This is a genomic window from Actinocrispum wychmicini (genome assembly GCF_004345645.1).
Lineage (GTDB): Bacteria > Actinomycetota > Actinomycetes > Mycobacteriales > Pseudonocardiaceae > Kibdelosporangium > Kibdelosporangium wychmicini.
In genome coordinates this window covers 84,531-110,137 of the sequence record NZ_SLWS01000017.1, presented here as the reverse complement: position 1 = coordinate 110,137, position 25,607 = coordinate 84,531, and the positions used below count along the sequence as shown (strand labels likewise).

General features: G+C 67.2%; 24 protein-coding genes. 14 read left to right on the top strand and 10 right to left on the bottom strand.

The genetic code is table 11. The features are described 5' to 3' along the window. Positions 1-4: 4 nt before the first annotated feature. The 5 genes from EV192_RS48965 to EV192_RS48945 form a co-directional block, all read right to left on the bottom strand. A complete protein-coding gene (locus tag EV192_RS48965; protein WP_132125664.1) occupies positions 5-1,066 on the bottom strand; it encodes a serine hydrolase domain-containing protein in 1,062 nt (353 codons plus the stop codon). Then, a complete protein-coding gene (locus EV192_RS48960) occupies positions 1,059-2,369 on the bottom strand; it encodes an amino acid permease (protein ID WP_207926881.1) in 1,311 nt (436 codons plus the stop codon). The genes EV192_RS48965 and EV192_RS48960 overlap by 8 nt, the downstream gene beginning before the upstream one ends. An 80-nt stretch (positions 2,370-2,449) precedes the next feature. Beyond that, positions 2,450-3,229 carry an enoyl-CoA hydratase/isomerase family protein gene (locus tag EV192_RS48955; RefSeq protein WP_132125662.1) on the bottom strand — a complete coding sequence of 260 codons (780 nt, stop codon included), beginning with the start codon at positions 3,227-3,229 and terminating at the stop codon, positions 2,450-2,452. Further along, on the bottom strand, positions 3,226-4,716 hold the full coding sequence (locus EV192_RS48950; protein WP_132125661.1) for an AMP-binding protein: 1,491 nt from the start codon (positions 4,714-4,716) through the stop codon (positions 3,226-3,228). Before EV192_RS48950 ends, EV192_RS48955 begins: the two co-directional genes overlap by 4 nt. Further along, positions 4,713-5,345, bottom strand: a complete 633-nt coding sequence (locus EV192_RS48945; RefSeq protein ID WP_132125660.1) for a TetR/AcrR family transcriptional regulator — start codon at positions 5,343-5,345, stop codon at positions 4,713-4,715. The genes EV192_RS48950 and EV192_RS48945 overlap by 4 nt, the downstream gene beginning before the upstream one ends. Positions 5,346-5,431: 86 nt before the next feature. On the opposite strand from EV192_RS48945, the gene EV192_RS48940 reads away from it, so the two are divergent. The 4 genes from EV192_RS48940 to EV192_RS48925 are packed head-to-tail and all read left to right on the top strand — an operon-like array spanning position 5,432 to position 7,574. Continuing rightward, entirely contained in the window at positions 5,432-5,704 is a 273-nt protein-coding gene (locus EV192_RS48940) for a response regulator transcription factor (RefSeq protein ID WP_424923449.1), read from the top strand. Positions 5,705-5,736: 32 nt separating this feature from the next. Beyond that, positions 5,737-6,000, top strand: a complete 264-nt coding sequence (locus EV192_RS48935; RefSeq protein ID WP_132125659.1) for a hypothetical protein — start codon at positions 5,737-5,739, stop codon at positions 5,998-6,000. Positions 6,001-6,035: 35 nt separating this feature from the next. Further along, on the top strand, positions 6,036-6,944 hold the full coding sequence (locus EV192_RS48930; protein ID WP_132125658.1) for a DMT family protein: 909 nt from the start codon (positions 6,036-6,038) through the stop codon (positions 6,942-6,944). A gap of 45 nt (positions 6,945-6,989) precedes the next feature. Beyond that, positions 6,990-7,574, top strand: coding sequence for a YdeI/OmpD-associated family protein (locus EV192_RS48925; RefSeq protein WP_132125657.1), 585 nt, complete (start codon positions 6,990-6,992; stop codon positions 7,572-7,574). Here EV192_RS48925 and EV192_RS48920 read toward each other — a convergent pair. Both EV192_RS48920 and EV192_RS48915 read right to left on the bottom strand, forming a co-directional pair. Then, the gene (locus EV192_RS48920) at positions 7,571-7,909 is read right to left on the bottom strand and encodes a hypothetical protein (protein WP_132125656.1); all 339 of its coding nucleotides are present in this window, start codon (positions 7,907-7,909) and stop codon (positions 7,571-7,573) included. The genes EV192_RS48925 and EV192_RS48920 overlap by 4 nt on opposite strands. 97 nt (positions 7,910-8,006) lie before the next feature. After that, positions 8,007-9,512, bottom strand: coding sequence for an NsdA family TPR-like regulatory protein (locus tag EV192_RS48915; protein ID WP_481730822.1), 1,506 nt, complete (start codon positions 9,510-9,512; stop codon positions 8,007-8,009). Positions 9,513-9,629: 117 nt separating this feature from the next. Between EV192_RS48915 and EV192_RS48910 the strand changes: the two genes are divergently transcribed. Beyond that, on the top strand, positions 9,630-11,270 hold the full coding sequence (locus EV192_RS48910) for an FAD-dependent monooxygenase (protein ID WP_132125654.1): 1,641 nt from the start codon (positions 9,630-9,632) through the stop codon (positions 11,268-11,270). Here the strand turns inward: EV192_RS48910 and EV192_RS48905 are convergent. Further along, positions 11,259-12,392 carry a glycoside hydrolase family 18 protein gene (locus EV192_RS48905; protein ID WP_132125653.1) on the bottom strand — a complete coding sequence of 378 codons (1,134 nt, stop codon included), beginning with the start codon at positions 12,390-12,392 and terminating at the stop codon, positions 11,259-11,261. The two genes, EV192_RS48910 and EV192_RS48905, sit on opposite strands and share 12 nt — an antisense overlap. 155 nt (positions 12,393-12,547) lie before the next feature. Here EV192_RS48905 and EV192_RS48900 point away from each other — a divergent pair, with 155 nt between their 5' ends. The 9 genes from EV192_RS48900 to EV192_RS48860 all read left to right on the top strand — a co-directional run bounded on the left by EV192_RS48900 (position 12,548) and on the right by EV192_RS48860 (position 23,579). Further along, entirely contained in the window at positions 12,548-13,420 is an 873-nt protein-coding gene (locus EV192_RS48900; RefSeq protein WP_132125652.1) for a hypothetical protein, read from the top strand. Between the two features lie 98 nt (positions 13,421-13,518). Then, entirely contained in the window at positions 13,519-15,207 is a 1,689-nt protein-coding gene (locus EV192_RS48895) for a hypothetical protein (RefSeq protein WP_243727565.1), read from the top strand. Positions 15,208-15,255: 48 nt separating this feature from the next. Continuing rightward, complete coding sequence (locus EV192_RS48890) at positions 15,256-16,065, top strand: inositol monophosphatase family protein (protein ID WP_207926877.1); 810 nt, start codon at positions 15,256-15,258, stop codon at positions 16,063-16,065. A 261-nt stretch (positions 16,066-16,326) separates the two neighbouring features. Next, positions 16,327-17,367 carry a phytanoyl-CoA dioxygenase family protein gene (locus EV192_RS48885; protein WP_132125650.1) on the top strand — a complete coding sequence of 347 codons (1,041 nt, stop codon included), beginning with the start codon at positions 16,327-16,329 and terminating at the stop codon, positions 17,365-17,367. Next, positions 17,349-18,653 carry a DUF6271 family protein gene (locus EV192_RS48880; RefSeq protein WP_132125649.1) on the top strand — a complete coding sequence of 435 codons (1,305 nt, stop codon included), beginning with the start codon at positions 17,349-17,351 and terminating at the stop codon, positions 18,651-18,653. Before EV192_RS48885 ends, EV192_RS48880 begins: the two co-directional genes overlap by 19 nt. Position 18,654: 1 nt before the next feature. Next, a complete protein-coding gene (locus EV192_RS48875; protein WP_132125648.1) occupies positions 18,655-20,295 on the top strand; it encodes a GNAT family N-acetyltransferase in 1,641 nt (546 codons plus the stop codon). 5 nt (positions 20,296-20,300) lie between these two features. After that, positions 20,301-21,464, top strand: a complete 1,164-nt coding sequence (locus EV192_RS48870) for an MFS transporter (protein ID WP_243727564.1) — start codon at positions 20,301-20,303, stop codon at positions 21,462-21,464. After that, the gene (locus tag EV192_RS48865; RefSeq protein WP_132125646.1) at positions 21,442-22,179 is read left to right on the top strand and encodes a class I SAM-dependent methyltransferase; all 738 of its coding nucleotides are present in this window, start codon (positions 21,442-21,444) and stop codon (positions 22,177-22,179) included. Before EV192_RS48870 ends, EV192_RS48865 begins: the two co-directional genes overlap by 23 nt. Positions 22,180-22,457: 278 nt before the next feature. Next, positions 22,458-23,579, top strand: coding sequence for an HNH endonuclease signature motif containing protein (locus tag EV192_RS48860; protein ID WP_165960999.1), 1,122 nt, complete (start codon positions 22,458-22,460; stop codon positions 23,577-23,579). Between the two features lie 161 nt (positions 23,580-23,740). On the opposite strand, the gene EV192_RS48855 is transcribed toward EV192_RS48860, so the two are convergent. Both EV192_RS48855 and EV192_RS48850 read right to left on the bottom strand, forming a co-directional pair. Next, positions 23,741-25,063, bottom strand: a complete 1,323-nt coding sequence (locus tag EV192_RS48855; RefSeq protein WP_243727563.1) for an FAD-binding oxidoreductase — start codon at positions 25,061-25,063, stop codon at positions 23,741-23,743. A gap of 44 nt (positions 25,064-25,107) precedes the next feature. Further along, the gene (locus EV192_RS48850) at positions 25,108-25,596 is read right to left on the bottom strand and encodes a hypothetical protein (RefSeq protein ID WP_132125644.1); all 489 of its coding nucleotides are present in this window, start codon (positions 25,594-25,596) and stop codon (positions 25,108-25,110) included. Positions 25,597-25,607: the final 11 nt, after the last annotated feature.

The window sequence follows — 25,607 nt, the reverse complement described above, 5'->3', positions numbered from 1 at the left end:
ATGCCTACCGTAACGGGTTCGTAGCCACCCGATAGGCGTCGTTCACGAGCGTGATCAGGGCGTCGTTGGTGTCGTCGGCCTGGTTGACGGTGGCGACGATGGAGAGCCGGCGTTCCGGGACGTATCCGATGAACCCACCCCAGAAACCGGGGTGGAACCACATGCCACCCTTGCGCTCGATGCCGAGGCCGTAGGTGCCGCCGCTCTGCGGGGTGGTGGTCAGCATGGCGTCCAGGGTCGCCTGCTGCCGGAACACCTTGCCCTCGAACAGACCCCGGACGAACGTGGTGAGGTCTTTCGCCGTGGTCACCAGGCCACCGCCGCCGAAGGTGTCGAATGTCGGGTTCCAGTACCGGGTGTCCACCGCGCCCAGGTACGCGTGCGAAAACGAACAGTGTCGCCGCTCCCAGTACTCCAGGTACGTGTCGGACATCCCGAGCGGGTCGAGAACGAGCGAACGGTAGGCCCTGTGCAGCGGTGTGCCGGTCACCTTCTCGATGACGAACCCGGCCAGGACGTACCCGGTGTCGGAGTAGTGGAATCCGGTGCCGGGCGCGAAATACGGCTGGCCGTGGGTGAACGCCCAGTCGAGGAGATCCCGGGGTGTCCAGGTCCGCCGCGGGTTCGCCTGCACCTCAGCCATGAACCCGTCGTCGGTGGCATAGTCGTACAGGCCCGCCGTGTGGTCGAGCAGCTGGCGCACGGTGACCCTGTTGTCCACGCGGGAGATCAACGCGGGGTCGAGGTACTTGCTGATCCGGTCGTCGAGCCGCACCTTGTTCTGCTCGACGAGTTTGAGCACGGTCGCGGCGGTGACCGTCTTGGTGACGCTGGCAGCCCGGAACGCGTCAGTGGGCCGCAGGTCACGGCCGCCGAGCACGAACTTGCCCGCGGCGCCACTGAACCGCACGCCCGGCCCGTTGACCGCCAGGATCGCGCCGGGAACTGGCGGTTTCACCGCGTTGGTCAGGAGATCCTGGAAGGCGGATCGCGGCGACGCTGCGGCAGCGGGTTGGGCCACGGCGAGAACCGTGACCACTGCCGCGGCGATCAGTTTGCTACGCATGAACAACTCTCCGAATCCGTACGATGTACGCGAGCAATGTGACGGCAAGGACGACGGCGACGCCGATCACGACCGGTCCGATGCCGGGTGACGTGCACACCGCGACCAGGGCGACGGCCAGGACGCCGATCACCACCCAGCTCAGCCACGGGAAGCCCCACATCCGGACCCGCAGCAGCTCCGGGTCGGTCGAGCGGCGCAAGCGGACCTGGCTGACCGCGATGAACAGGTAGATCGTGAGCGTGAGCAGCCCGGAGCAGTTGAGCAGGAAGCCGAAGACCTTGTCCGGGCTGATCAGGTCGGCGCCGAGCATCACCAGCACGCCGAGGCCGGCGCCGGTGAGGATGGCCGCGGCGGGCACGCCGGACGGCCGGACCTTGCCGAGGGCGGCGGGCGCGTCTCCGCGTTGGGCCAGGGACATGAGCATCCGGGACGATCCGTAGATCCCGGCGTTGAGGATGGACAGCACCGCGACCAGCACCACGGCGGTCATCAGGTCGGCCGCGCCCGGGATGCCGAACTTGTCGATCGCCGCCGCGAACGGGCTGTCCTCGCCGTTGGCGGGCACCTTGTTCCACGGCACGACCGCGACGATCAGCAGGACCGAGCCGACGTAGAAGATCAGCACCCGCCACACCACGCGGACCGTCGCTCGGGCGACCTCCTTGGCCGGTTCCGCGCTCTCCGCGGCGGCGATGGTGACGATCTCCGCGCCGAAGTACGAGAAGATCACCGTGACCAGCGCGGTGACCACCGCGCCCCAGCCGTTCGGCGCGAAGCCGCCGTGGTCGGTCAGCGCGGACAGGCCGACCCCGCCGTGCGGCCACAGCCCGACCAGGTACAGCACGCCGACCAGGAGAAACCCGCCGATCAGGGTGACCTTGACCGACGCCAGCCAGAACTCGGTCTCCCCGAACAGCTTCACCGAGACCAGGTTCGCGCAGGTCAACGCCACCAGCAGGACCAGCGCGCCCAACCACACCGGTAGACCCGGAATGAACGCGGCGGCCAGTTTCGCCCCGGCGACGGATTCGAACGCGATCACCGCGACCGTGAAGAACCAGTACGTCCAGCCGACCAGGAACCCCGCCCAACGGCCCAGCGCGAGCTCCGCGTACCGGGAGAACGACCCGCTGGCCGGGTGCGCGGTGGCCATCTCGCCCAGCATCCGCATCACCAGGACCACGATCAGGCCGCCGAGTGCGTACGCGACCACGGCGGCCGGGCCGGCGGACCCGATCACCGAGCCGCTGCTGACGAACAGCCCGGCGCCGATCACCCCACCGATGCCGATCATCGTCATGTGCCGTCGCTTCAAACCACGGTGTAATGCCTCTGTCATAAGGGAATCCCTTGTGGTCGCCCCTGACCCCCGGGAAATGGTCACTGGAAGTCGGGCGCGCGTTTCTCGGCGAACGCGTCGAGTCCTTCGGCCAGGTCGTGGCTGCGCATGCACGCCATCGACCCGTGTACCTCCAGGTCGAGTACACCTTCAAGATCCAGGTTCCAGGTGCGGCCGAGGTCCCGTTTGATCAACCCGACGGGTACGGGAGCGGCCGAACCGATGGTTTCGGCGACCGCGAGCACACCGTCGATCAGGTCGTCGTCGGGCAGCACACGGCTCACCAGGCCGGCGGTGAGCGCGTCCGCGGCGGGTAGCCGGTCGCCGGACAGCAGCAGGTCCATCGCACGGCCGTGGCCGACCAGGCGCGGCAGGAAGAAAAGCACGCCGTTGGTCGGGTAAAGGCCGCGCCGGACCTCCATGAACGCGAACTCCGCCGACGCGCCCGCGATTCGTAAGTCGCTGGCGATGGCCAGTTCCGCGCCGACGCCGACCGCGATCCCGTTCACCGCCGAGATCACGGTCTTCGGGTAGGCCACCAACCGCCGGGTGACGTCCTGGAACGCGGTGAGCCGCGCGAGCGTCGTCTCCTCGGTGGCGTCCCGCAGTTGTGCCCTGGTCTCGGCGAGGTCGACACCGGCGGAGAAGGCGCGGCCGGCGCCGGTGAGCACCACGACCCGGACGGCCGGGTCGTCCCCGGCCTCGTCCAGTGCCGCGTGCAGCTCGGTGAACGTGTTGTCCCGGAAGGCGTTGAGCACTTCGGGACGGTCGAACGTGATCAGTGTCGTGGTGCCTTCGCGGGTCACCTTCAGGTCGGTCATGGGGTGTCCTTCGTGCCGTCGTACTCGTCGTCACGACCGGTGGGCAGCATGTGCTTGGCGATCCGTTCCGACGGGGTCATGGGGAAGCTGTCGACGTACTGCACGAACCGGGGCACCTTGAACGGCGCCAGCCGTTCACGCACGAACGCGATGAGGTCCTTGGCCGGCACGGGCCGGGCGAGTTGGACGAACGCCTTGACCTCCTCGCCGCGCAGCTCGTCCGGCACCGGCACCACGGCGGCGGCGTGTACGTCGGGATGTTGGGCGAGGACGGCCTCCACCTCGGCGGCGGCGATGTTCTCCCCGCTGCGCCGGACCATGTCCTTGCTCCGGCCGACGAGGTGGAAGTAACCGCGGTCGTCCTGGCGCGCGAGGTCGCCGGTGTACAGCCAACCGTCGCGCACTTTGCTCGCCGTCGCTTCCGGGGCGTTCCAGTACCCCTGCATCATCGGCGCGCCACTGATCGCGAGTTCGCCGTCGACCAGCTTGGCTCGCTTGCCTTCCACTGGACTACCGACCGCGCCACTGCCCACGCACGTGTCGTCGTCGATGGGCACGGCGAGGTCGAATCCGGTCTCCGTGGAGCCGTACGCCTCGCGCCACGGCACACCCCACCGGTCTTCGAGGGTTCGGTGCAGGTCGGGAACGATGCCGGAGCACATGACGATCCGCACCCGGTGGTCCCAGTCGAGCGGGTCGGGCGGCTGTCTGAGCAGGTACACCGGCATGGTGCCGAGCAGGTAGAAGAACGTGACACCCTCGTCGCGGACCGAACGCCAGAACGTCGACGCGGAAAATCTCGGCAGGATGACCAGGGGAATGCCCGCCTTCAGGCAGAGCACGGTGTTCCACTGTGGATCCATGTACGAAAACGGTTGCGCGGTCAGGTCGACGTCGTTCTCGCGGGCGCCGATCCAGTCGCGCGCGTGCTCGGCGAGACCGAGCCAGTAGTCGTGGGTGAGCATGCACCCCTTGGGGAACCCGGTGGTTCCGGACGTGTACTGGAGGTTGACGAGATCGCCGTCGACCAGGTCGAACCCATCGTCCGCGGCGGCCAGCTCGGCGCCCGCGTCGAACGTGCCGGGGAGCGCGAGGCTGCCCGCGTCCGCCGGGTCCAGCGCGCCGACTTGGACGATTCCGCTGTCACGTAGGGCAATGGCGGTGTCGTGCGCGCCTGTCAACGCCAGGGTCGCACCGGAGTCCTTGATCACGTGTGCGAGGTCGGCGCTGCGGTATCCCACGTTCACCGGAACCATGACCGCGCCGAGCTTGGCGATCGCGAGCCACGCCACCGGGAATCCCACACCGTTCGGCAGCATCACCGCGACCCGGTCGCCGCGCGCGATGCCGTGCGCGCGAAGGACGTTGGCCAGCCGGTTGGTCCTGCTCTCCACCTCGGCGACAGTCGTGGTGGTTCCGTCGAACCGGAACAGCGGCCGGTCACCGGCGACCTCGGCCTGTTCGCGCAGCAGCCGCCCGAGGCTCATTCGAACGTCCTCGTGGCCATGGTCACCATGCTGATCAGCTCGGCCATGCAGTCGGCCAGGTCGACGGCGCGTTCCTCGAAGACCCACTGGAGCATCACGCCGTCGATGGCGCCCTGGATCACGGCGGACAGCGTGCGTCGGTCGAACTGCCGGAACTCACCGGTGTCCTGGCCCTTGCGCAGGATGCTCTCGATGTGCCGGCGGCACGGCTCGTAGGCGGCGGCGTTGAACGCCCGCTTGGCCTCGACCGTGCCGAAGCTGCCCCAGATGTCCACCAGGGCCACGAAGTTGGCCCGGTGTTCGATCATGAACGCGAAACTGCCCTCGATGTACGCGCGCAGCTTGGCCGTCGGGTCCGGCGCCCGGTCCACCCACGACTTGATCACCCGGTTGGACTCGCTGAGCAGGCTGGTGATCACCTCGGCGATCAGCTCGTCCTTGCCGGCGAAGTGGTACGAGATCACGCTCTTGGAGATCCCGACCTCGTCCGCGATCCGCGCCAGCGACGACTGGGCCAGCCCACTGCCGGCGATCGTGGTGATCGCGCTGGCCACGATCTGCCTGCGCCGGGCCTCCTCGATGAACGTGGGTGACCGCCGCCGGCTGCGTGGATCATTTTTCGACCGCATGGCCGAAATTTAGGGTCTATGGTTCGATACCCGCAAGTGACCAGCGAAAACTCTCGGGTTTTCCCTACCAGGAAGGTGGTGCCCGGGTGACCGACCTGGTCGATCTACGGCCGCGTGAGCGGGAGGTCCTGGCGCTGATGGCGCAGGGCTGCTCCAACGCGGGCATCGCACGACAGCTCTACCTGACCCCCGCCGCGGTCGAGAAGCACGTGTCGAGCGTCTTCACCAAACTCGGCCTGTCCCCCAGCCCGGACGAGAACCGCCGAGTCCACGCCGTCCTGTGGTACCTGTCGTTGACTCAGCCCGCCTTTCGACGGGTATCAGTTGTCACCCAAGGGAATCGGCCGAGCGGGCGATGATCGTCGCCGGTGCGCCCGGATAGGTTTAGACCATGCAACGACCTGTCAGGATCGCCCTAGGACTCGCCGTGGCCGGCACCGCGGCCGTCGTCGGGCTCGCCGCGCCCGCCAACGCGTCCGCCACAGTCCTCTACCACTCGTACAACTACGCGGAGGCGTGCAACTACGTCAGCCAACAGGGTCTGCTGAACCACACCTGGGTGGCCTCCTACTGCGACGAGGTCTTCCCGTCGCACTACTCCCCGTCCGGCGGCATCGTCCCCGGCCTGTACAACCTGTACGTGCAGTACAGCTGACCCGGGTGGGGGCGATCACCCCCACCACGCCCCGGATGGGCGTTACGCTGCGGGAAAGCCGGGCGTACCGAGATTGGCGACTGCTTGCCGTGACCAATTTGATCATCGCGATCACGCTGTGTGTCGCCGTTGCCGTCGCCTATGCGGCGGCCGCGCTCATCCAGGCCCGCTACGCCCACCTGAAGGTCCGTGAGCTGGCCCGAGTCCCGGCGTGGTGGGCGGCGATCGGCCTCAACGGTCTCGGCGCCGCCCTGCACGTCACGTCGCTGAACTTCGGCCCGTTGTCGCTGATCCAGCCCCTCGGCGTGCTCACCCTGGTCATCGCCGTGCCCCTGACGGCGGTGACCGCACGACGCCGGGCGACCCGACTCGAACTGACCGGGATGGCCAGCACCGTGGTCGGCCTGGTCGGGCTCACCCTGATCATCAAAACGGCGGGCAAGGCCGACACGCTGACCCGGCCCGAACTGACCGGGCTCATTGTGGTGACGATCGTCCTCGTCACCCTGCTCGGCCTGCTGGGGCGCAGGCCAGCGGCGTCGACGTTGTGGGAGGCCGTCGCGGGCGGTATCGCGTTCAGTGTCTGCTCGGCCCTGTGCCAGACCGTCGTCGTGACGGTGGGCGACGCGGGCGCGGCAGCCCTGTTATGGCCCACCACGCTCCTCGCCATGCTCGCCATCAGCACGTTCGCGATCGTGGCGACCGTGCTCACCCAACGCTCCTACCGCAAGGGCCTCAGCGCTCCCCTGGCGGTCACCAATCTCGTGAACCCGGCCACCGCCACCGTCATCGGGGTGTCCTTACTCGGCGAAACCATCGCCAGCACCGGCGCGGAGATCGTCCTCGCGGTCGCCTGCGGCCTGCTCAGCGCCTTCGGCGTGGCCCAACTGGCCCGCGCCCGCGAAACCGCCCCCACTCCCGAACCCAAAGTGCTCACTGGGTGAGCACTTTGCGCCGGATCATGGTCCCATCACCAGAAAGGGACCACGATGACCACAGTGTTCGCGAGCACGAGCGCCGACTGGCGCACCTGGCTGGCCCGCCACTGCCAGTCCGAGAAAGAAGTGTGGCTCGTCATCCACCACAAGGACAGCGGCGTCCCGAGCCTGCGCTATCACGAGGCGATCGAGCACGCCCTGTGCTACGGCTGGATCGACAGCCACGCCCGTAAACACGACGCTCACAGTTCCATGCTCCGCTTCACCCCACGGTCCGCGCGCAGCACATGGAGCCGCGTCAACCGCCACCGCGCCGCCACCATGGTCGAACGCGGCCTGATGACCCAGCACGGTCACGCCGTGATCGAAACGGCCAAAGCCACGGGAACCTGGCAGGTCCTGACCGACGAGCAGAGCACGGCCATCCCCGCCGACCTCCAGGAGCACCTCGACCGCGACGAGACCGCACGCGCGAACTTCGCCAAGTTCCCGCCGTCGTCGAAACGGCTGATCCTGCAATGGATCGCGACCGCGAAGAAGCCCGACACCAGACAACGCCGCGTCGACCGAACGGTCACCCTCGCCGCGGCGAACATCCGCGCCAATCACCCGGGCGCGCCGAAAACGCCGGTCTAGGCGATCGGCACCGCCCAGTGACCGAGCCAGTGTTCGCGCCAGGACACGGTGATCTCACGGACTCGCGCCAGTGAGTTCTTCTTCACCGCCGTCGCGCCCTTCCAGGCGTCCTCCAGTGCCACGCACAGTTGGGAGGCCGCCGGCTCGGTCTGGGTCTCGGCGAACCGCTTGGCGATGAACGACTCCGGAACGGACACCTTCGCCTTGCCGCGGAACACCGAGTTGCCGAGATCCCGGCACACCATGTACTCGAGGTTCGCGCGCACCGGCGCGCCCGGCACCGGGATCACCCGAATGGCTTCGGTAAGCGCCTCGTAACCATTCATATCGTCCATTTGTGACCTCCTCGCCGGACGTCGCGTCCGAACGTGCGACAGATACGTCGGGAAGTCACATTTGGTAGTTACAGCCTTCACTCGTTCGTTCTAGTCGTTACGCCTGGACTGATATGAACGGGTGAACCCCTTGTGCGAACAGGAAATCCCGCAGATCGCACACTTCCCGCGTGCTCGCGTCGGCAGGTGAGATCCGAGCCATCAGCCGCGATGTGGTTCGTGGAACCTGGCCGGTCCGGAATGGGACGGGCAACTTGTTCCAGGCGTGCTTGACCGTCCAGCACGCACGGTCGAGTTCACCAGCGTGAAACAGCGATGCCGCCTGATCGAGGACAAGCAATGTACGCCCGTCGTCATCCTTGACTGACAAGGGCAACTCCATTGCCCGCCTGCGCAGGGTGTTCGCCCATTGATGGCGGCCGATCACAGTGAGCGCGTTCGATTGGTGCCACCGTAACAGGTATTCCGGAAGGCGAACGCCGTCTTCCACTTTGGCCGTGCTGGGCAGTGCCGACCACATGCGGTCCGCCTGCCGGACCGCGTCGATCGCCTCCCGCGACCGACCAAGCCGGGCCTGGACACCAGCTTCGGCCAGGTAACCGAAAACCGCCGCGGAACTCAGCCGGGACCGCTCGACACCCTGTGCCGACTGGGCCAGTCCCAGCCCACTGGCCAGGGACTGGCCGAAACACGAGTGCGCGTCCGCGAAATGCCCCAGTATCCACGCTTCGGTGCTGGTGTCCTCGGCTCGCCGGGCTGCTTGCACCGCGATACGCCACCAGTTCACCGTGTCCGGGGCGTCGGCGACATCGGTCAACCTGTTCGCGACGAAACCGGCATTCCGCGCGACCACGCGATGAGCCCTTCGCTGCGCATCACTGGACCGGTCAGTCAGAAGTAAACGTTGCGCGGCGGCGATGTCCGCCACACAAGATGAGACGAAATCAGCCGGATCAGAGATGTACATCCGATAACCGCGCCGGTGAACCAGCTCTTCCAACTTCTCGACCGTCACCTGGTCGCTGTCCTCACATCGCTCGCCATCTGTTTTCTCAGTCTTCGACGGATGAGTCGCCACAATGGTGCCCACGGCGGCCGCGCGCAGAAACCGACGGCGCGCCATTCCGACATCCGCTTTCGAGTAGTCGCGACCGAATCCGAGCCGGTCCGGCCTGGTCCGATACAGTTCGCACAGGGCGTCCATATAATGACTGGTCGGGATGTCGAGACCCTTTTCCCAGCTGGAAACACGTTGGTGGGCTGGCCCGTCGGAGGGTGTACCGTGCTCACGAAGGATGGTCTTGAGAGAGTCCGACACCTCCTTGAGCGTGTATCCGAACGCGATCCGGTGGGCTCGCAGAAGTGATATCCCACAGTGTTCATGAACAGCGTTGATCACATCAACACGGCTCCGGCCGGCGGCAGTGACTTCGCTGGCCACTCGTCGCCAACAGGAACTGTCGTGCTCGGACTCCATGGCACGCTCCAGAATTGATCGACTTTTCTGATCGACATCCTCCCGAACCAGGTTCAGCGTACAATTTCGCCGACGCACGGTCGACTCATTGAATTGGTGTGCACGCAACGCGTGCAGCCCGACCATCTCGATCACCGGACGTGACGCCGGTCACTCTCGCTCCCCAGCTGACGGGACGGCTCAGCCGGAGTACGATTTAAACGAGTGGTTAATTTCTCGTCGTGGAGAGTGAGGGGGCTCCAGATGCCCGACACTGAGTCGGTTCTGGTTGTTGGTGCTGGTCCGAGTGGGTTGACGATGGCCAACGAGTTGGTGCGGCATGGCGTTGCCGTGCGGATCGTGGACCGGGCGCCGGCCGCGGCGACCACGTCGCGGGCGCTGGTTGTTCAGCCGCGGTGCTTGGAGATCTTCGAGGACATGGGCGTCGTCGACGACGTACGCAGGGTCGGCCGCCCGATCCCCAGCCTGAACGTGGTCTTCGACGTGGACAAGAGCGCGCGGGTCGAACTGGGCGATGTGTTCCTCGATCCGGTGAACTACACGGCACACCAGTCGCTGTACTCGCTCTCGCAGGACGACACCGAGCGGATTCTCACCGCGGCGCTGACGGAACGCGGTGTGCACATCGAGCGGGGTGTGGACGTGACCGGCCTTGCGACTGACGCCGACGGTGTCACTGTGTCCGTTCGGGATGGTGACCCGATCCGGTGTGACTGGGTTGTCGGCTGCGACGGCGCGCACAGCTCGGTCCGTCGGGCCGCGGGACTTCCCTTCGAGGGGGCGACGTACGCGGACGAGTTCATCATGGCGGACGCCGAGCTCGAGTGGGACCTGGCGGACGGGGACATCTATGCCTTTCCCAACCGCGAAGGGTTTTTCGCCGCGTTCGCGATGCCGGGGACGCACCGGTTCCGCATCTTCGGCAACGTCGGGGTCGGTCCGGACGGCCCGGCCGCCGAGTACAGCGAGCCGACCCACGAACAGTTCCAGGCGATGATGGACGAGCGGCTTCCGTTCCCCGCCAAGGTCGTCAAGGAGTACTGGGTCAGCCGTTACCGGCTGCACCGCCGCATTGTGCCGCACTACCGCAAGGGCCGGATCTTCCTTGTCGGCGACGCGGCGCACGTGCACAGCCCGGCCGGCGCCCAGGGCATGAACACCGGCATCCAGGACGCCTACAACCTCGCCTGGAAGCTCGCGCTCGTGGTCCGGGGCATCGCCGAGGAGCCGGTCCTGGACAGCTACCACGCCGAACGTCACCCGATCGGCGAACGGCTGCAGAAGACGACCGACCGGTTCTTCACCATCCTGTCCGGACACTCCCCCACGGCCACCTTCGTGCGCACGCGCGTGGCTCCCCAGGTGATGCCCCGCGTACTCACCCGGTTCTCGTTCCGCAAGTGGTTCGCGGGGATCCTGACGCAGCTACGGACCGCGTACCCGAACAGTCCGCTCAATCACCAGAACGGTTCCGGTTGGAAGACCGCGCCCGCGCCCGGTGACCGCGCCCGGCAGGCGGACGTCATCATCGACGGAGAACCCGGGCGCCTGCACGATCTCCTGCAAGGCACGCAGCACACAGTGTTGCTGTTCAACGGAATCGGCGACGAGGCGCAGCCGCTGACCGAACTGCGCCGCGCGGCCGAGCGGATCGAACGTGCCTACCCGGATCTGGTACGCGCGCACGTGATCAGCACGGAACTGTCCGCGGACGGCGTTGTCGGCGACCCGGATCGCTCGGCGCACGGCAGGTACGGCATCACGCGGGCCGCCGCGTTCGTGATCCGGCCGGACCTGCACATCGGCTTCCGCGGCACGCCGGTCAACGCCGATTCGTTGCTCGCGGACCTGGCCGCCCGACTGCCGGGCGCGTCACCGAGGTGACCCGGCCCATCCGGCGAAGTACTGGGCCCAGTCGTCGTCAGTGGCCGTGACGTCCACGTAGAGAGCGGCGCCGACGGCCCGCCCTGGCGGGTCGTCGCCCAGAGCCAGCCGCAGCCCGCGGAGCGCGGGCGCGACCGTCTCGGCGCTGGTGTGCATGGCTTCGATCTCGTGATACGCGGGAATTCCCAGCACGAGGTCCACGTCCGCCGGCACGACCCGCACCGCCAGTCGCGTTTGGACACTGAAGTAGCCGCTGTACGCCCCCTCGGTGGGGATACCCGTGTCGTACGTCATGATCGCGATCTGGTCGACCGCGCGGGCCACCTGACCGAAGTAGTCCACGGACCACCAATGCGGTCGGCCGAACAGCACCTGTCCCGGGATGTGCGCGCCGGGTATGGGTTCGAGTTGGTTCGTCGCGACGGACAGAACCGCGTTACGGGCCCTGGTCAGCGCACGGGTGCCGGTCAGCACGTCCAGGAAGCCGCGGCTGCCTTCCGCGACGGGTTCGAAGTCGTAGTGGATCCCGTCGAAGCCGTCGGCGAGCACCCGCGTGGCGCTGTCCAGCACCCGGGTGCGTGTGGCCGGATCGTCCAGCCTCAACCGGTCGGCCGCGACCACGTTGCCGAGCCATGCCTGCACCCGCACGGTCGGCGCGGCCCGATGCACCGACTCGATCAGCCGGTTCGCGGTGGGACGCAGCGACGGGTCGAGCGATCCGTCGTCGGCCAACGGGCCGGCGTGGACGTACAGGTCCCGGATCCCGGCCTGCCGCACCCGGCCGACCAGGGCGTCGATGTCGGTCTGGGACCGTCGCCCGTCTACCCACGCGTGCCCCAGCCACAGCGCATCGGTACCGCGTCCCCGCGCGGTTTGCGCAGGTGTGCCCATGTTCTCGACGAGCAACCAGCCGTACATCCCGCCCACCACCAGCAGCGGGGACAGCACGACCGCCCCGGTCACGAGCAACGCCCGGCGGAGGCGCGTGCCTCGGGAGCGGAACACCACAGCCGCGACCCACAGCAACACCACGGCCACCCCGGCGACGGCCCACAACCAGTCGTCGCCACCCACCCGCACACGTACCCAGCACAACACCCCGACGAGAACGACCACAGCCACCAGACACACCGACAACTCCGCCGCGGTGCGCCATCGCTTGTCCGACAAATCCATCCCCAGTTCGCCGCGTGTCCCAGAAAGGACGCGCCGACCTACCGGCCGGTTGCAACCTGCGCGGTACAGCCTTCCGTCTACCCGGTCAGAAAGGGGGCGCCATGCGCTGGAAGGCTTGGGTGACGGCCGTTGTTCTCGTGGTGGCGGGCTGCGGCCACGCGACGCCCACAACTGGGGCGGGCGCCGCGGTGGAGGTCACGCCCACCTGTCCGACGGACACGGAGAACGTGACCAGGGGCGCGGTGCCGGACGGCTTCGTCACCGCGTGGGTGCTGCGGTGTCGCAGCGAGGTCCGGGACGTCCCCGACAAGGGCAAATGGGCGGTCCGGATCGAGGAACGAGCCGATACCGCTGCCCCGGATCTGATCGCCCAACTGCGGCGGCCCTCGGACCCGGCATGGAACGGCGCCTGCTCCATGGAACTGGTGGTCCCGCCGTACTTCGTCCTGGTCGACGCCGCCGGCAAGGCGATCGTGCCCGACATCCCGAGGGACGGATGTCGGAAACCGCGCCGTGAAGCGATCGCGGCGGTGAACGCGCTGCCGTTCCACGTCGTGTCCGAGACCCAGGTGAACCAGGTGCAGAGCCAACAGTCGATCGAGTCCGGTTGCTCGGACGCCCGGAAGAACACGGTCGCTCTCAGCGAGGGCCGACCCGGCTCACCCACGCCGACCTGGCCGAAGGCCGTCACCACGATCCGTGTGTGCGTCTACGACCACGTGACCGTGGACAGTGTTCCCGTCGGCAAGCTCGCGTCCGCGCGCACGGTCAGCGGGGATGCCGCGAAGACGTTGACGGACGCCCTGGACAAGGCCGGCCCGGCCGCCGCGTGCACGACACAGGCCAGCCGATTCGCTTACCTGATGGCCGGCGGCGACGGCCCGACGGTCGAACTCGACGGGTGCCACCGCATGCTCCGCCAGAACAACACACTCGGCCAGCTTGACGACGCCACCCTCGCGTTGATCGGATAGGCAGGTCGTCTTTGTCCGGTACGCGGGCCCCGACTGAGGGTGACGTCGGCCGTCGCCCTATCCTTCCCTGGTCTGACTGTGAGATCAGGGGGTAAGGCGTGCCTGAGGCGGCACTCGACGTGGCACCGGAACAGGCGCCGGAGAAGCCGAGGTCCCGGCCGAACTGGGCGGCGATCGGCGCGGTCGTGGCCGGAACGGTCGCGATCACGCTGCACGCGTCCAGGTTCGGCAAGTGGATCGTCGATGACGCCGCGATCACGTTCGCGTACGCGCGGAGCATCGCCGAGGGGCACGGTCCCGTGCTGCAGCCCGGTGCGGAGCCGGTCGAGGCGTTCTCCAACCCGTCGTGGCTGGTGTTGCTCAGCGTCGGCCGGCTGGTCGGGCTGTTCGACCACGGTTCGATCTTCGGGATCCCGGACTACGTCGTGTATCCCAAGGCCCTGGCGGTGTTGTGCTGCGCGGGAATCCTGGTCGCGTTCTACCGCACAGCGGCCGCGCTGACCCGACGGCCCGCCTTGGTGACGTTGTGCGCGGGCATCGCGCTCGCCGCCATCCCCTCGTTCGTCATCTGGTGCTTCTCCGGCCTGGAGAACTCGCTGTTCGCGCTCGCCGTGAGCTGGCTGGCGGCGGTGGTGTGCCGGGGTGCGGTCAACGATCGGCTGTTGACACCGAGAGTAGCGATCACAGCCGGCTTGCTGGCCGCTCTCGCCGCGTTGACCAGGCCGGATGGTGCCATCTACGTCACCGCGTTCCCTGTGCTCGCGTTGCTCAGGGTGACCAAGCCGACCTGGCGGCCTGTTGTTCAGTTCGCGCTCCTGTCTGTGGTGGCGTACGCGGTGCCGTACGGCGCGTACATCGGGTGGCGGGTGCTCGAGTTCGGCCAACTGCTGTCGATGCCCGCGGTCGCCAAGGGCCAGCAGCCGCCCGACACGAGCACTCTCGGCCGGGTCAGCGAAGTGGTCACGTACGGAGGTGCGCTGGCCGCGCTGCTGCTGGCGATCTGCGTCGGTATCGCGTTGGTTCAGCCGTCCCGGCTGCGCGTCGGCCTCGCCGCGTTGCTGGTGCCGCTCACCCTCGCGCTCGTCGCGTACACCATCCTGATGCCTGACTGGATGGCCCAACAACGGTTCGCCACCCCGATCTGGCCGCTGATCTGCCTCGTCGGCACGCTCGCGATCGGCCGGGCCATCGTCCGTTCGAACATCCGCGGCCGCGTCGTGATCGTCCTCGGCACGGTTGTCGCTCTCGTGCCGTCCGTGTCGACCTTCGCCGACGCGTCCGACAGCTTCCGCGCGTCGCCCACCGTGCCGATGTGCGTTGTCCTCGAACGATTCGGCCTGCCGTTCAACCACTACGCGGACCTGCTCGGCGTCCGCCAGGGCTCAGTGCTGATGCCGGACATCGGCGGCACCGCGTTGGTCAGCCGCCTCCAGATCATCGACCTGGCCGGCCTCGCCGAGAAGCGGATCGCCCAGATCCGCGGCGGCGGCACCCTGGTGCAGCAACTGCCCGACTACGTCTTCGAAACGGCCCGGCCCACCTTCATCCACATGCACCAAGCGTGGGGCGCCTCGCTCTACGAAGACCCACGCCTGGCCCGCGACTACGAGGTCATCTACACCGCGGGCAAGGCCTACGACGGCACGGACCTCGTCCGTCGGGACGCGGTGCCCAACCCCGGAGCACTCACCGCCGCCCGCGCGTACGCCTCGCAAGCCATCGCGACCGCCAACGCCCAGGCAGTTCAGGCGCCTCTCCGCGCGTGCGGTGCCACTTTGCGCCCCTGAACGGCACAACCTCGCTCACGGTTCGCGCGTCCCCCGACCATGACCGCTGTGGACAGGTCCCTGCTTGACTTCGCTGTCGACCTGACGCTCCGGGCCGGACGGTTGGCGGCCGAACGGTTCATGAACGGGGTCGGTCCGGTCAGCGTGAAGCAGGACGGCTCCGAGGTCACCGAGGTCGACCTGATGGTCGAGGACCTGATGCGGACCGCGCTGGCCACATACGCGCCCGACGACGAGATCTACGGCGAGGAGGCCGGGACCTCCACCGGTTCCTCGGGCCGCCGGTGGGTGATCGACCCGATCGACGGCACCACGTACTTCGCCCGACGGGTGCCGTTGTTCCAGAACGTCCTCGCGTTCGAGGACGAGCACGGACCCGCGGTCAGCGTCATCAACCGGCCGATGTCGAACGAGTTGATCTACGCTGGCCGGGGCCACGGCTGTTGGCAACTTCTCGCCGGAAACGAGACCCGCCGCCAGGTCCGGGTCGGCTCCCGGCGCACCCTCGGCGGCGCCGGCACACAGACCGGGAACCCCGCCACCTGGTCCGACGAACTCCTGTTGGCGTTGCACCGCAAGGTGTTCCTGATGGGTTACACCGGCGGCGTCACGGATCTGGTGACGGACCGCGTCGACGCGGTGGTCGTGGCCGGTTTTCCTATGGGCTATGAGGATCTCGCTCCGCTGCCCGTGCTGGTCGAGGAAGCCGGCGGCAAGGTGACGGATCTCAGTGGCGGGCCGGTGTTGACCGGCGACGGCACTGTGTTGGCCACCAACGAGTCGCTGCACGGCGCTTTCCTCGATGTGGTCCGGGATCTGCCGCGATCACGCGACTGGCGGGCATTGCAGGAACACTGACCTTTTGGCCGGAACCGGCCATTCCGTTGTCACCCAATGTGTCCAATTGGCACGGCAGCGGCCGGAAGACGATCAGGCTGTGACACTTCGGTTACCGCGGGTTCGTCGAATACACCTGAACTGTCCCAGTTCGCTTGGGAAAGTCTCCCGGGTTTGCCCGGCCGTGTACCTCTGTCGTTCGGGACCGGCCGTCCTTCACGATTTGCGGTATGGTCTGGACCACTGGGACTGGTCCAGACCAACCGGCTGTGAGGGGAACACATGTCGTCATCTGACCGATACCTTTACCGAGCCGCTTCGGACATTCCGTACTTCAGCGCCGACGCGGACACCTATCTCGCCGAGACACCGTTGCGGGACTTACGTAAGACGCTGCCGCTTCGGGTGTTGTCCGAGGAGGACTTCACCCATTGGCAGACATACGGGCATGTTGTCGTCCGGGAGGCGGTTCCGGCTGCCACCGCGCGTCGACTGCTGGACTTCTCGTGGGAGTTCCAAGGGATGGATCCGACGCGGCCGGACACCTGGTACCCGGACCGGATCCACCGGTCCGACCTGGACCGCGACCTGTACATCTACGGCTTCGTCGAGGCGTACCACCACCAGTTGCTGTGGGACAACCGCCAGGCGCAACGGGTCTACGACAGTTTCGTGGACGTCTGGGACTGCGCCGAGCTGTGGGTGACGTTGGACCGGCTCAATCTCAATCCGCCCAATGTGGGCAACCGCGACCGGGCGCTCATCCCGCAGACCGAGACCGGGTTCGACATCGACCTGCACTGGGACGTCGACAGCACGTTGAGCGTTCTGCCGCAACGGGTTCAGGGCATCATCGCGTTGACCGACACGAGCCCGGACGAGGGCGGGTTCCAGTGCTGCCCCGAGTTGTTCCGGCAGTTCGACCAGTGGAAGGTCGGCCAGCCCGCGGACCGTGACCCGATTCGACCGAAGGTCGACCGGGCCGAGTTCCCGGTGGTCCGGCCCCAGCTCAAGGCCGGTGATCTGTTGATCTGGAACGGAATGCTGGCGCACGGGGTGGCACCGAACAAGTCCGCGAACGGTGTTCGCGCGGTTCAGTACCTGTCGATGATGCCCGCCGTCGAGTCCCATGTGGACCTGACGCGGTCCCGTGTCGACTCGTGGCGCCGCCTGACCACACCGGAGTGGAACAGGACGCTGCTCGGCGACGCCACAAAGCACGAGTCGCTGCGGTACCAGACGGCGACGTTGACCGACCTGGGCGCGAAGCTCTTAGGTCGCACGTCCTGGACGGGAGAGTCGGCATGCGCGAAATCTGCCTGACCCTACCCACGAACAGGGCGTGCGCCACCGCGATCGCCGCGATCGCCGAAGAGGCCGCGTACGCGGTCGAACACTTCGATGTCCGGGTGTACGTGGTCGTCCTGGACTCGTCCGACGAGGCCACGTTCGCCGAACACGCCAAGGTCATCGACGCGACATCGGCGACACCGAACGTGATCGTGCTGCATCTCGACGAAGCCGACCAACGGCAGTTCCTGCGCAACGTGATCCGAAGTGCCGAGGTGGCCAAGCCTGACCTCGTGCTCGACCTCATGCTGCCCGAAGCGTTGTCGTACGGCGCCTGCACCAACCGCGCGTTCCTCATCGCCAGCGCGCTGGGGTGCGACTCGGTGCACCGACGGGACTCCGACAGCGACTACCAGGAACTGAACGGGCGCAAGGTCTTTCCTATCCACCACGAGCTGGCGGCCATCGGGCTGCGCGCGGCGGACGTGGCGGTCAACGTCACGGAATCCTTGCTGGACAGCGATCAACTGGCCAGGACCGTGGCCATGGTGGCCGGCTCGTTCATCGGCGAGCTGTCGGTCGACATCGACGAGATCCGACAGCACGCTCCGGATGTCTACTACGATTTCGTCAGCCTGTGGGCACCTGGTGACTCGACGGACGCCCAGAAACAGGAGCTGGTCGCCGAGTCCTTCACCGGCGCCGGCACCGAACCGTTCACCCACGATCGCTCGGTTCTGTCCATTGTGGACCCGATGCGGGTGGACATGTGCAACATCAGTTTCCACCAGGTGCACGAGGACGTTCCGTTGCCGCCCGCGACCGACACCATCGGCAGCGACTACTTTCTCATCCACGTGGTCCACGACGCCGCCCTGCCGGGTGTCCTGCACAACCGGCACATCGTGAACTTCCACACCCCGGACCGCAAGACCGGCCCCGGATTCATGGCATACCAGCTACGGTATACAAAGTTCGTGCTGTCCATGCTGTACCTGCATTACGTATACACGAAGATGGCCGAAGGGTCCCTGCTCGACGAACGCGGTCGCGTCCGCGCGTCGGTGATCGCCGAGTTTGTCCGGGAAAGCACGTGGCTGGGCAAGGACGAGAACGTCCGACGGTTGGACAGCCTGGATCGCGCGTACCGCAAGCTGGGCGGCGGATACACCGAGTTCGCGGACACGCTTGTGCCGCGCCGAGAACAGTTGCTCGCCGAGGCACAGCGGGACATGGAGGACTTCGCCCTGCTGATCGACGTCTGGGACCAACTGGTCCGCGCGAGCAAGATCACCGCCGTCCCACGGGCAGCGCGTTAGGATGCGCGGGAACGCAAGGCTGCGGGCCGCATTGGCGGCCGCGGCGGAAGATCAGATCGTCTTCGATCTCGCCGGGATCGAGGAGCAGTACGACTCGCTGACCAGTGCACTGCCCGGTGTCGCCATCAGGTTCGCGATGAAGGCGTGCCCGGTGGACGAGGTGCTCGCCGGCCTGGCCGCGAAGGGCGCCGGGTTCGACGCGGCCAGCCCCAACGAGATCGCCCAGGCGCTCCGGACGGGTGTGCCGGTCGCCGAAGTCCACTACGGCAACACGATCAAGTCGGACGAGAACATCGCGGCCGCGTACCGGATGGGTATCCGCGACTTCGCGACCGACAGTGTGGAGGACGTCACCGCGATCGCCGAACACGCGCCCGCCTCCCGCGTGTTCTGCCGCGTCGCCACCAGCGGGACCGGTGCGTTGTGGGGACTCAGCCACAAGTGCGGGTGCTCAGGCCTGGATGCCGTGCACGTGTTGGACACCGCGCGGACACTGGGCCTGACCCCGGCCGGCTTGTCGGTGCATGTCGGCTCCCAGCAGATGACCGTCGACGCCTGGCACGAGGCGTTCGACGATCTGGCCGAGGTGATCGCCGCGCTGGGTGAGCGTGGCATCGTGCTCGACCACGTCAACCTCGGTGGCGGGCTGCCCGCGCTCGGGTATCTCGACCGGCGGGGCCGGCCGCTGGAACCGCCGATCGACGGAATGTTCGCGGCCATCCGGGCGGGCATGCGGCGACTGCGGGAGGTGTCACCGGGCCGGCTGGACTTCGTGCTGGAGCCCGGCCGGCACCTGGTCGCCGACCACGGCGCCATCCGGGCGCACGTGTCCCGGCTGTCCGTCCGCCACCAGCCCTGGCTGTATCTGAGCTGCGGGAAGTTCAACGGCCTGTATGAGATCGACCAGCTGCGGTACCGACTCGTATTCCCGACGCACACGGGTGAACGGATTCCGGCCGTGATCGCGGGACCGACGTGCGACAGCGACGACAGTTTCGGGCACGAGCACAGTCTCGTCGAGGTGCCGAAAGCGGTCGCGTCCGGCGATCCGGTGTGGATCCTGTCGTGCGGCGCGTACTCCACCAGCTACACCACCGAGGGCTTCAACGGCTTCGATCCGTTGCCGCGCAAGGTTGTGTACGATGTATACAGTATTCGGCAGATCCGGCGGGACGACTGGGACGGCATCGTCCAGCTGGAATCCCGGACGTACTCGGAGAAGGCGCTGTCGGAGGGGCGGGCCGCGCTGGAGTCCCGGGCCCGCTCCTCGCCGGCGACGTGTTTCGTCCTGGACGTCGACGAGCAGTTGGCGGGGTACGTCCTGGCGTTGCCGTATCCAATGTTCCGCTGCCCGGATCTCACCGAGGTCGAACAGCGTCCGTTCGACTCACGCAACCTGCACCTGCACGACCTCGTCATCGCCGACCGCTTCCGCGGCGGCGGCCTGGCCAGTCAACTCCTCGGTCACCTCACCGACACGGCCAGGTCGAATCGGTACGAACGGATGTCGCTGGTCGCGGTGGCGGGCAGCGACGCCTTCTGGTCCGCGAACGGATTCCGCGCTCATTCCGAGGTGCCGCTGCCGCGCGGTTACGGCGACGACGCCGTGTACATGTCCAGGTCGCTCCTTCCGAAAGGTTGACACACGTGAGCGCGTTCCGCAGGTCTCAACTGGCGATCGCCGCGCTGTTCTGTCTGCTGGGATTCCAGTACGCCACGTGGGCGGCCCGGATTCCGGCGCTCAAGGCGAAACTCGACCTCACCCCGGCCGAGGTCGGTGTGCTGCTGTTGGCCTGCGGAGTGGGTGCCGCCGCCTCCTTCCCGGTCGTGGCGGCGCTCATGGCCAAGTTGGGGTCCCGTCACCTCGCGTGCCTGTCCGGTCTCGGGCTCGGCGTGGTGCTGCTGGCCCTGGCCGTGGTGCCGAACTATCCGGCGGCGCTGGTGGTCATGTGCTTCGACGGGGTCGCGGTCGCATGCCTGAACGTCGCCATGAACGCGCAAGGGGCCGCACTGGAGGTCAAGTTCGAGCGCAGCACGATGGCGCGGCTGCACGCGACGTTCAGCGGCGGGACGCTCCTCGCCGCCCTCCTCGCCTCCGGCGTGACCTCGTTGACGCAGACGTTGGCGGCACATTTCGGCGTGGCAGCGGCGATTCTGGTGCTGCTGATCGGTTACGCCCGGCCCGGGCTGCTGACCGAGGACCTGCCGGGGAAGGAGAAGAAGGAACGTCGGCGGCTGTCGATGCCGTCGCGCGTGACCATCCTGCTCGGCCTGGCAATGGTGTTCGGCACGATCACCGAAGGCGCCATGAACGACTGGTCGGCGCTGTACCTGAAGGACATCGTCAACGCGTCCGCCGAACTCGCGCCGATGGGCATCGCGGTCGTGTCCGTCATGATGGTCATCGCCCGCCTGCTCGCCGACGGTTGGCGGACCCGGTGGGGCGACCGGACAATCGTCCTCGTCGGCAGCGCGCTCGCCGCGTGCGGACTGGCGTTCGCGTTGCTGCTCGGCGGTGTCGTGCCGGCGCTGGTCGGGTTCGCGTGCGTCGGCCTCGGCATGGCTGCCGTGACGCCGTGCATTTACGTCGCCGCAGCCAAAGCAGGCCCGAACGCGCTGACGCTCGTGGCGGCGATGGGCACAACCGGTCTGCTGGCCGGTCCGCCCGTCATCGGCTTCATCACGAACGCCACCACCCTGGTGTGGGGCATGGCCGCGGTCGCCGCCTCGGCCTTGCTCGTCTGCCTGTGCGTCACCCAGATCCGCTGGCCGGCCGATATGGTGAAACGTGACCAACACACCGCTATATGACGCCATCGGAACCACCTACACCGTCACGCGGCGGACCGAGCCACGGATCGCCGAGCAGATCTGGGCAGCGCTCGGCGATGCGCGGACGGTACTGAATGTCGGCGCGGGAACCGGCTCCTACGAGCCCCCCGACCGCGACGTCACCGCGGTGGAGCCGTCGGCGGTTATGCAAGCGCAACGCCCCGCAGGCGCAGCACCATGCATAACCGCCATCGCGGAGAACCTTCCGTTCGAGAACCAGTCCTTCGACGTCGCGATGGCCGTCTCCACCGTGCACCACTGGCGTGACCCCATCGCCGGCCTGCGCGAGATGCGGCGGGTCGCCCGCCGCGTGGTGGTGTTCGAAGGCGACACCAGCGACCCCAGCCAGTTCTGGCTGACCCGCGACTACCTGCCCGAGTTCGCCTCCCTGGCCGTCGGGCTTCCCACTCTGCCCGAACTGGCCCGTGCGATCGGTGCTCGGGTGCGGCCGGTGCTCATCCCTTGGGACTGCGCTGACGGCTTCTTCGAGGCGTACTGGCGCCGTCCCGAGGCTTACTTGGACGAGAACGTACGTCGCGGGATATCGGTCTGGGCTCGGGTTGGTTTGGATGTCGAGCGGCGGGTTGTTCGGCGCCTTGGTGATGACCTTGCTTCGGGTCTATGGGCCGAACGTAATCGCGATCTCCTTGGGCTTTCGGTGGCGGACTTTGGTCTTCGGTTGTTGATCTCGTGAGGTTGTCTACGCCTTCCTTTGCCCTTTTACGGACCTTTCGAAAAGAATGATTGTGCTGGGCGCGAAACGTTGTTTGGTCACCTTGGAGTGCATCTTCCAGCCTCGGGTTCCGGTTCCAGCGCTGGTTACCCTTCTGTGGTTCCATTCCAGCCAAAGACCCTCCTCGCTCAATTTTCGATTAGCCACTACCCTTAATTCTTCGGTATCATGGAGGCATGGGTGGGGAACTATCTCTCTTTCGTACACCGCTTCCGCCGGTGGACATTCCTGTGGAGGAGATGTCCGCGTCAGAATGCTTGGATGTCCTGACCGCCGCCGAACGGGTTATCGCCGAGGCAGAGGCCGCCAAGGTGCGTGTGTTGGCTCGGTTTGCCGTGTTGCGGCCACCGACCCGCCGCCACGCCGAGTTGGCTGATGGCGCGCGGGAAGAAGTGGCCATTGAGATCGGGATCAGCCCGCAAGCTGCCGCCACGCAGATCATGCGGGCACAGCGTCTCGCCACTCGGCTACCCGCGACCGTGGACGCGTTGACAGCCGGGGACATCGACTTCAAACGGGCGTTGGCGATGGATGACCTGACCGAGGTGTTGTCGGTGGAGGATGCGGGGCGGGTGGAGCGACGGGTGCTGGCCTACGGAGGCCGCACCAACCCCAGCAGGTTCCGCGACTCCATCCGCTACCACGTGATCAAGGTCGACCCGAGCTCGGCCGAACGTCGTCGGGTGGCTGCCCGGGAGGAGCGTGATGTCACCTATATGGCAGGCGAGGACGGGGTGGGGCACCTCAGCGCTGCCCTGACTGCGGAGCAGGCGTTGGCCGCCCACCAGCAGATCGACAAGCTGGCTCGCAAGGCCAAGACTCCCGATCGGACGCTGGGGCAGTGCCGGGCGGATGTGTTGCTGGGATTGATCTTCGGTGAGCAGCGGGACCGGGTGAAGGTCCAGGTGAACGTGACCGTCCCGGCCACTACCTTGATGGGCCTCAATGAGCAGCCCGGCGTGCTGTCCGGCTATGGGCCGATCACGGCTGAGCATGCCCGGGAGTTGGCGCGTGATGCCACCTGGCGGCGGATCCTCACCGACCCGGCTGGGCATCTGTTGGAGGCCAGTCCACGCCGATTCCCCTCACCGGCGATGGCCGAGCACGTCCGGCTACGCGACCAGCACTGCCGCATGCCGGGCTGTACCACCACCGCCCACCGGTCGGAGATCGACCACACCGTCCGTCATTGCGATCAGGGACTCAGCAGCACGGACAACCTCGCCGCGTTGTGTAAGTATCACAATCTGCTCCGCGAGCGCAGCGGCTGGGATATTTATCAGCCCAGTGAGGGTGTGTTGGTGTTTACCAGCCCTGAGGGTCGCCGGTACCAGACCACACCTCCAGCGCTGGTTGGGTGAGGATCATTTTTCTTTGGCTGGAATGGAACCACAGAAGGGTAACCAGCGCCGGAACCGGAACCCGAGGCTGGAAGCCACACTCCAAGGTGACCAAACAACGTTTCGCGCCCAGCACAATCATTCTTTTCGAAAGGTCCGAAAAAGAGCAATACCCAGCCGAACTACCCCAGACTAACATCACCATGAAAAAGCCCACCAGAATCCACCCGCGAGCGCACACGGTTGACCGCAAGAACCTGCGAGTCGGTCAAATGCCCCTGAGGCTGGGTACGGCTACCGACGAAGGCGGGGACAGTCCGCCCGGTGTCCCAAGGTGCCAAAGCCGCCCGGACCTTAGCGGCGCCGTCCACATCGGACGCAGCGCCTGCGTAGTGGTACACGTACCGGGCGTCGATGTGGTTGAGCACACCGCCGTTTGTGTCCGGGACGCCCAGGGCGCCGCCGGCTTGACGGAGTTCGGCTGACGTCACCGAGGTTGTACCGGCGATGCGGACGAAGTTCGTGATGCCGTCCGGGCCGAGTTCGTTCAGGAGTAGATGGTCGCCCAGGGCGTTGACTGGGTTCGGTGGGTCCATGTGGGTTTGGGGCACGTCTTCCGGGCCGGCTTCGTGCCAGGTGTCCAGCACTGGTTCGGCGACTGCCCGGAGGGGTTTGAGGAGGCTCTCGTACACCGCGCGGGCCTCGGTGAGGTCGGTTGTCTGGCTGAGCACCGCGCCGTCGACGCTGACCACGGGGCCGGACCGCAGGGCCACCGGCAGGGTTGGGATCGGCGGCAGGTTCATCACCCGCAGGGCGGTTGTCGCGATGTCCGGCGCGGTCACGGTCCAGGCCTGCCACACCTGGGCGATCTCGGCGGCGTGCGCCAGCGGCCAGAACGACGCGCCTGTGATCACCGCCGGGACTGGGAACAGGGCGATCTCCACCGCAGTGACGACACCGAAGCCGCCTCCGCCGCCGCGCACCGCCCAGAACAGTTCGGCGTCGGACTCCGCGTCCACCCGGCGCACCTGGCCGTCGGCGGTGACCAGCTCGATCGCCCGGATCGAGTTGGTCGCGACCCCGAACTTACGTCCGTAGAAGCTGATTCCGCCGCGCAGCAGGTAGCCCACGACACCGACTGTGGACGAAGTCCCGTGCACCGCGACCAACCCGTGCGGCGCCGCGGCTTCGACAACATCACCCCACAGCGCACCCGCTGGCACGCGCGCGGTCCGAGCGTCGACGTCCACCTCCACGGCGCCCTGCAGCCGCGTACGGACCAGCAACGCGTCGGTCATCGGCGCGAACGTCGGCGACGCGTGTCCGGTGGTGAAGGTACGCACGCGCAGCCCCTGGGCTTGGGCGTGCTCGACCGCGGCCTGGACGTCGTCGACTGTGGTGGCGGTGACCGCCGCGACCGGTGTGACGGGCGCCGCGGTGTTGAAGACCTTGGTCGCCTCCTCGTACGCGGACGTCCCTCGCAAACCGACTTCGAACGAGCTCACGTGTCCCCCAGTTGGCGGTATACCGACGCCGCCACGGTACATGATCAGGAGTGGGTTCGCCGCCATCGAAGCAGGATGGCGGCGGCCACCGCGAGGAGGATCACGCCGTTCACCGCGACGAGGATCACCACGGTCGAATCGTTCGACGGCACGGTCAGTGTGGGCTTGGCGGGCAGGATCTTCGACGTGACCGCCGCGGTTTTCGTCGCCGCCGACGGACGGGTCGCGATGACGGTCACCGTCCACGCCCCCACCGGAAGCGACTGTTCGCTCACGTAGAACGACTGCCCCTCGGCGGCGGCCACCATCCGGACAGGCCCGAAGGCCCGTCCGTCGGCTGTCACCGCGGTGAAGTTGAGCACGACCTCGTCGGTGACCGGATGGCCGTCGTTCTGGTAGGTCACGGTGGCGGTGACGCCTTGGCCGCCGTCGCCCTGGACCTCCAGCCGGATCGGGCCGCCGTGCGCGGACGCCGGCATGCCGGTCACGAGGAGCATGAACAGGCACGTGATCAGCACACCGGCATGTCGCATCCTCAGTCCCC

Coding starts and splice junctions, on each gene's coding strand:
- EV192_RS48885 (WP_132125650.1), top strand. CDS start 16,327: ATGTCGTCATCTGACCGATACCTTTACCGAGCCGCTTCGGACATTCCG.
- EV192_RS48935 (WP_132125659.1), top strand. CDS start 5,737: ATGCAACGACCTGTCAGGATCGCCCTAGGACTCGCCGTGGCCGGCACC.
- EV192_RS48850 (WP_132125644.1), bottom strand. CDS start 25,596: ATGCGACATGCCGGTGTGCTGATCACGTGCCTGTTCATGCTCCTCGTG.
- EV192_RS48950 (WP_132125661.1), bottom strand. CDS start 4,716: ATGAGCCTCGGGCGGCTGCTGCGCGAACAGGCCGAGGTCGCCGGTGAC.
- EV192_RS48900 (WP_132125652.1), top strand. CDS start 12,548: ATGCGCTGGAAGGCTTGGGTGACGGCCGTTGTTCTCGTGGTGGCGGGC.
- EV192_RS48925 (WP_132125657.1), top strand. CDS start 6,990: ATGACCACAGTGTTCGCGAGCACGAGCGCCGACTGGCGCACCTGGCTG.
- EV192_RS48930 (WP_132125658.1), top strand. CDS start 6,036: ATGGGCGTTACGCTGCGGGAAAGCCGGGCGTACCGAGATTGGCGACTG.
- EV192_RS48945 (WP_132125660.1), bottom strand. CDS start 5,345: ATGCGGTCGAAAAATGATCCACGCAGCCGGCGGCGGTCACCCACGTTC.
- EV192_RS48910 (WP_132125654.1), top strand. CDS start 9,630: ATGCCCGACACTGAGTCGGTTCTGGTTGTTGGTGCTGGTCCGAGTGGG.
- EV192_RS48955 (WP_132125662.1), bottom strand. CDS start 3,229: ATGACCGACCTGAAGGTGACCCGCGAAGGCACCACGACACTGATCACG.
- EV192_RS48965 (WP_132125664.1), bottom strand. CDS start 1,066: ATGCGTAGCAAACTGATCGCCGCGGCAGTGGTCACGGTTCTCGCCGTG.
- EV192_RS48875 (WP_132125648.1), top strand. CDS start 18,655: ATGCGCGGGAACGCAAGGCTGCGGGCCGCATTGGCGGCCGCGGCGGAA.
- EV192_RS48880 (WP_132125649.1), top strand. CDS start 17,349: ATGCGCGAAATCTGCCTGACCCTACCCACGAACAGGGCGTGCGCCACC.
- EV192_RS48915 (WP_481730822.1), bottom strand. CDS start 9,512: ATGGTCGGGCTGCACGCGTTGCGTGCACACCAATTCAATGAGTCGACC.
- EV192_RS48920 (WP_132125656.1), bottom strand. CDS start 7,909: ATGGACGATATGAATGGTTACGAGGCGCTTACCGAAGCCATTCGGGTG.
- EV192_RS48960 (WP_207926881.1), bottom strand. CDS start 2,369: ATGACGATGATCGGCATCGGTGGGGTGATCGGCGCCGGGCTGTTCGTC.
- EV192_RS48860 (WP_165960999.1), top strand. CDS start 22,458: ATGTCCGCGTCAGAATGCTTGGATGTCCTGACCGCCGCCGAACGGGTT.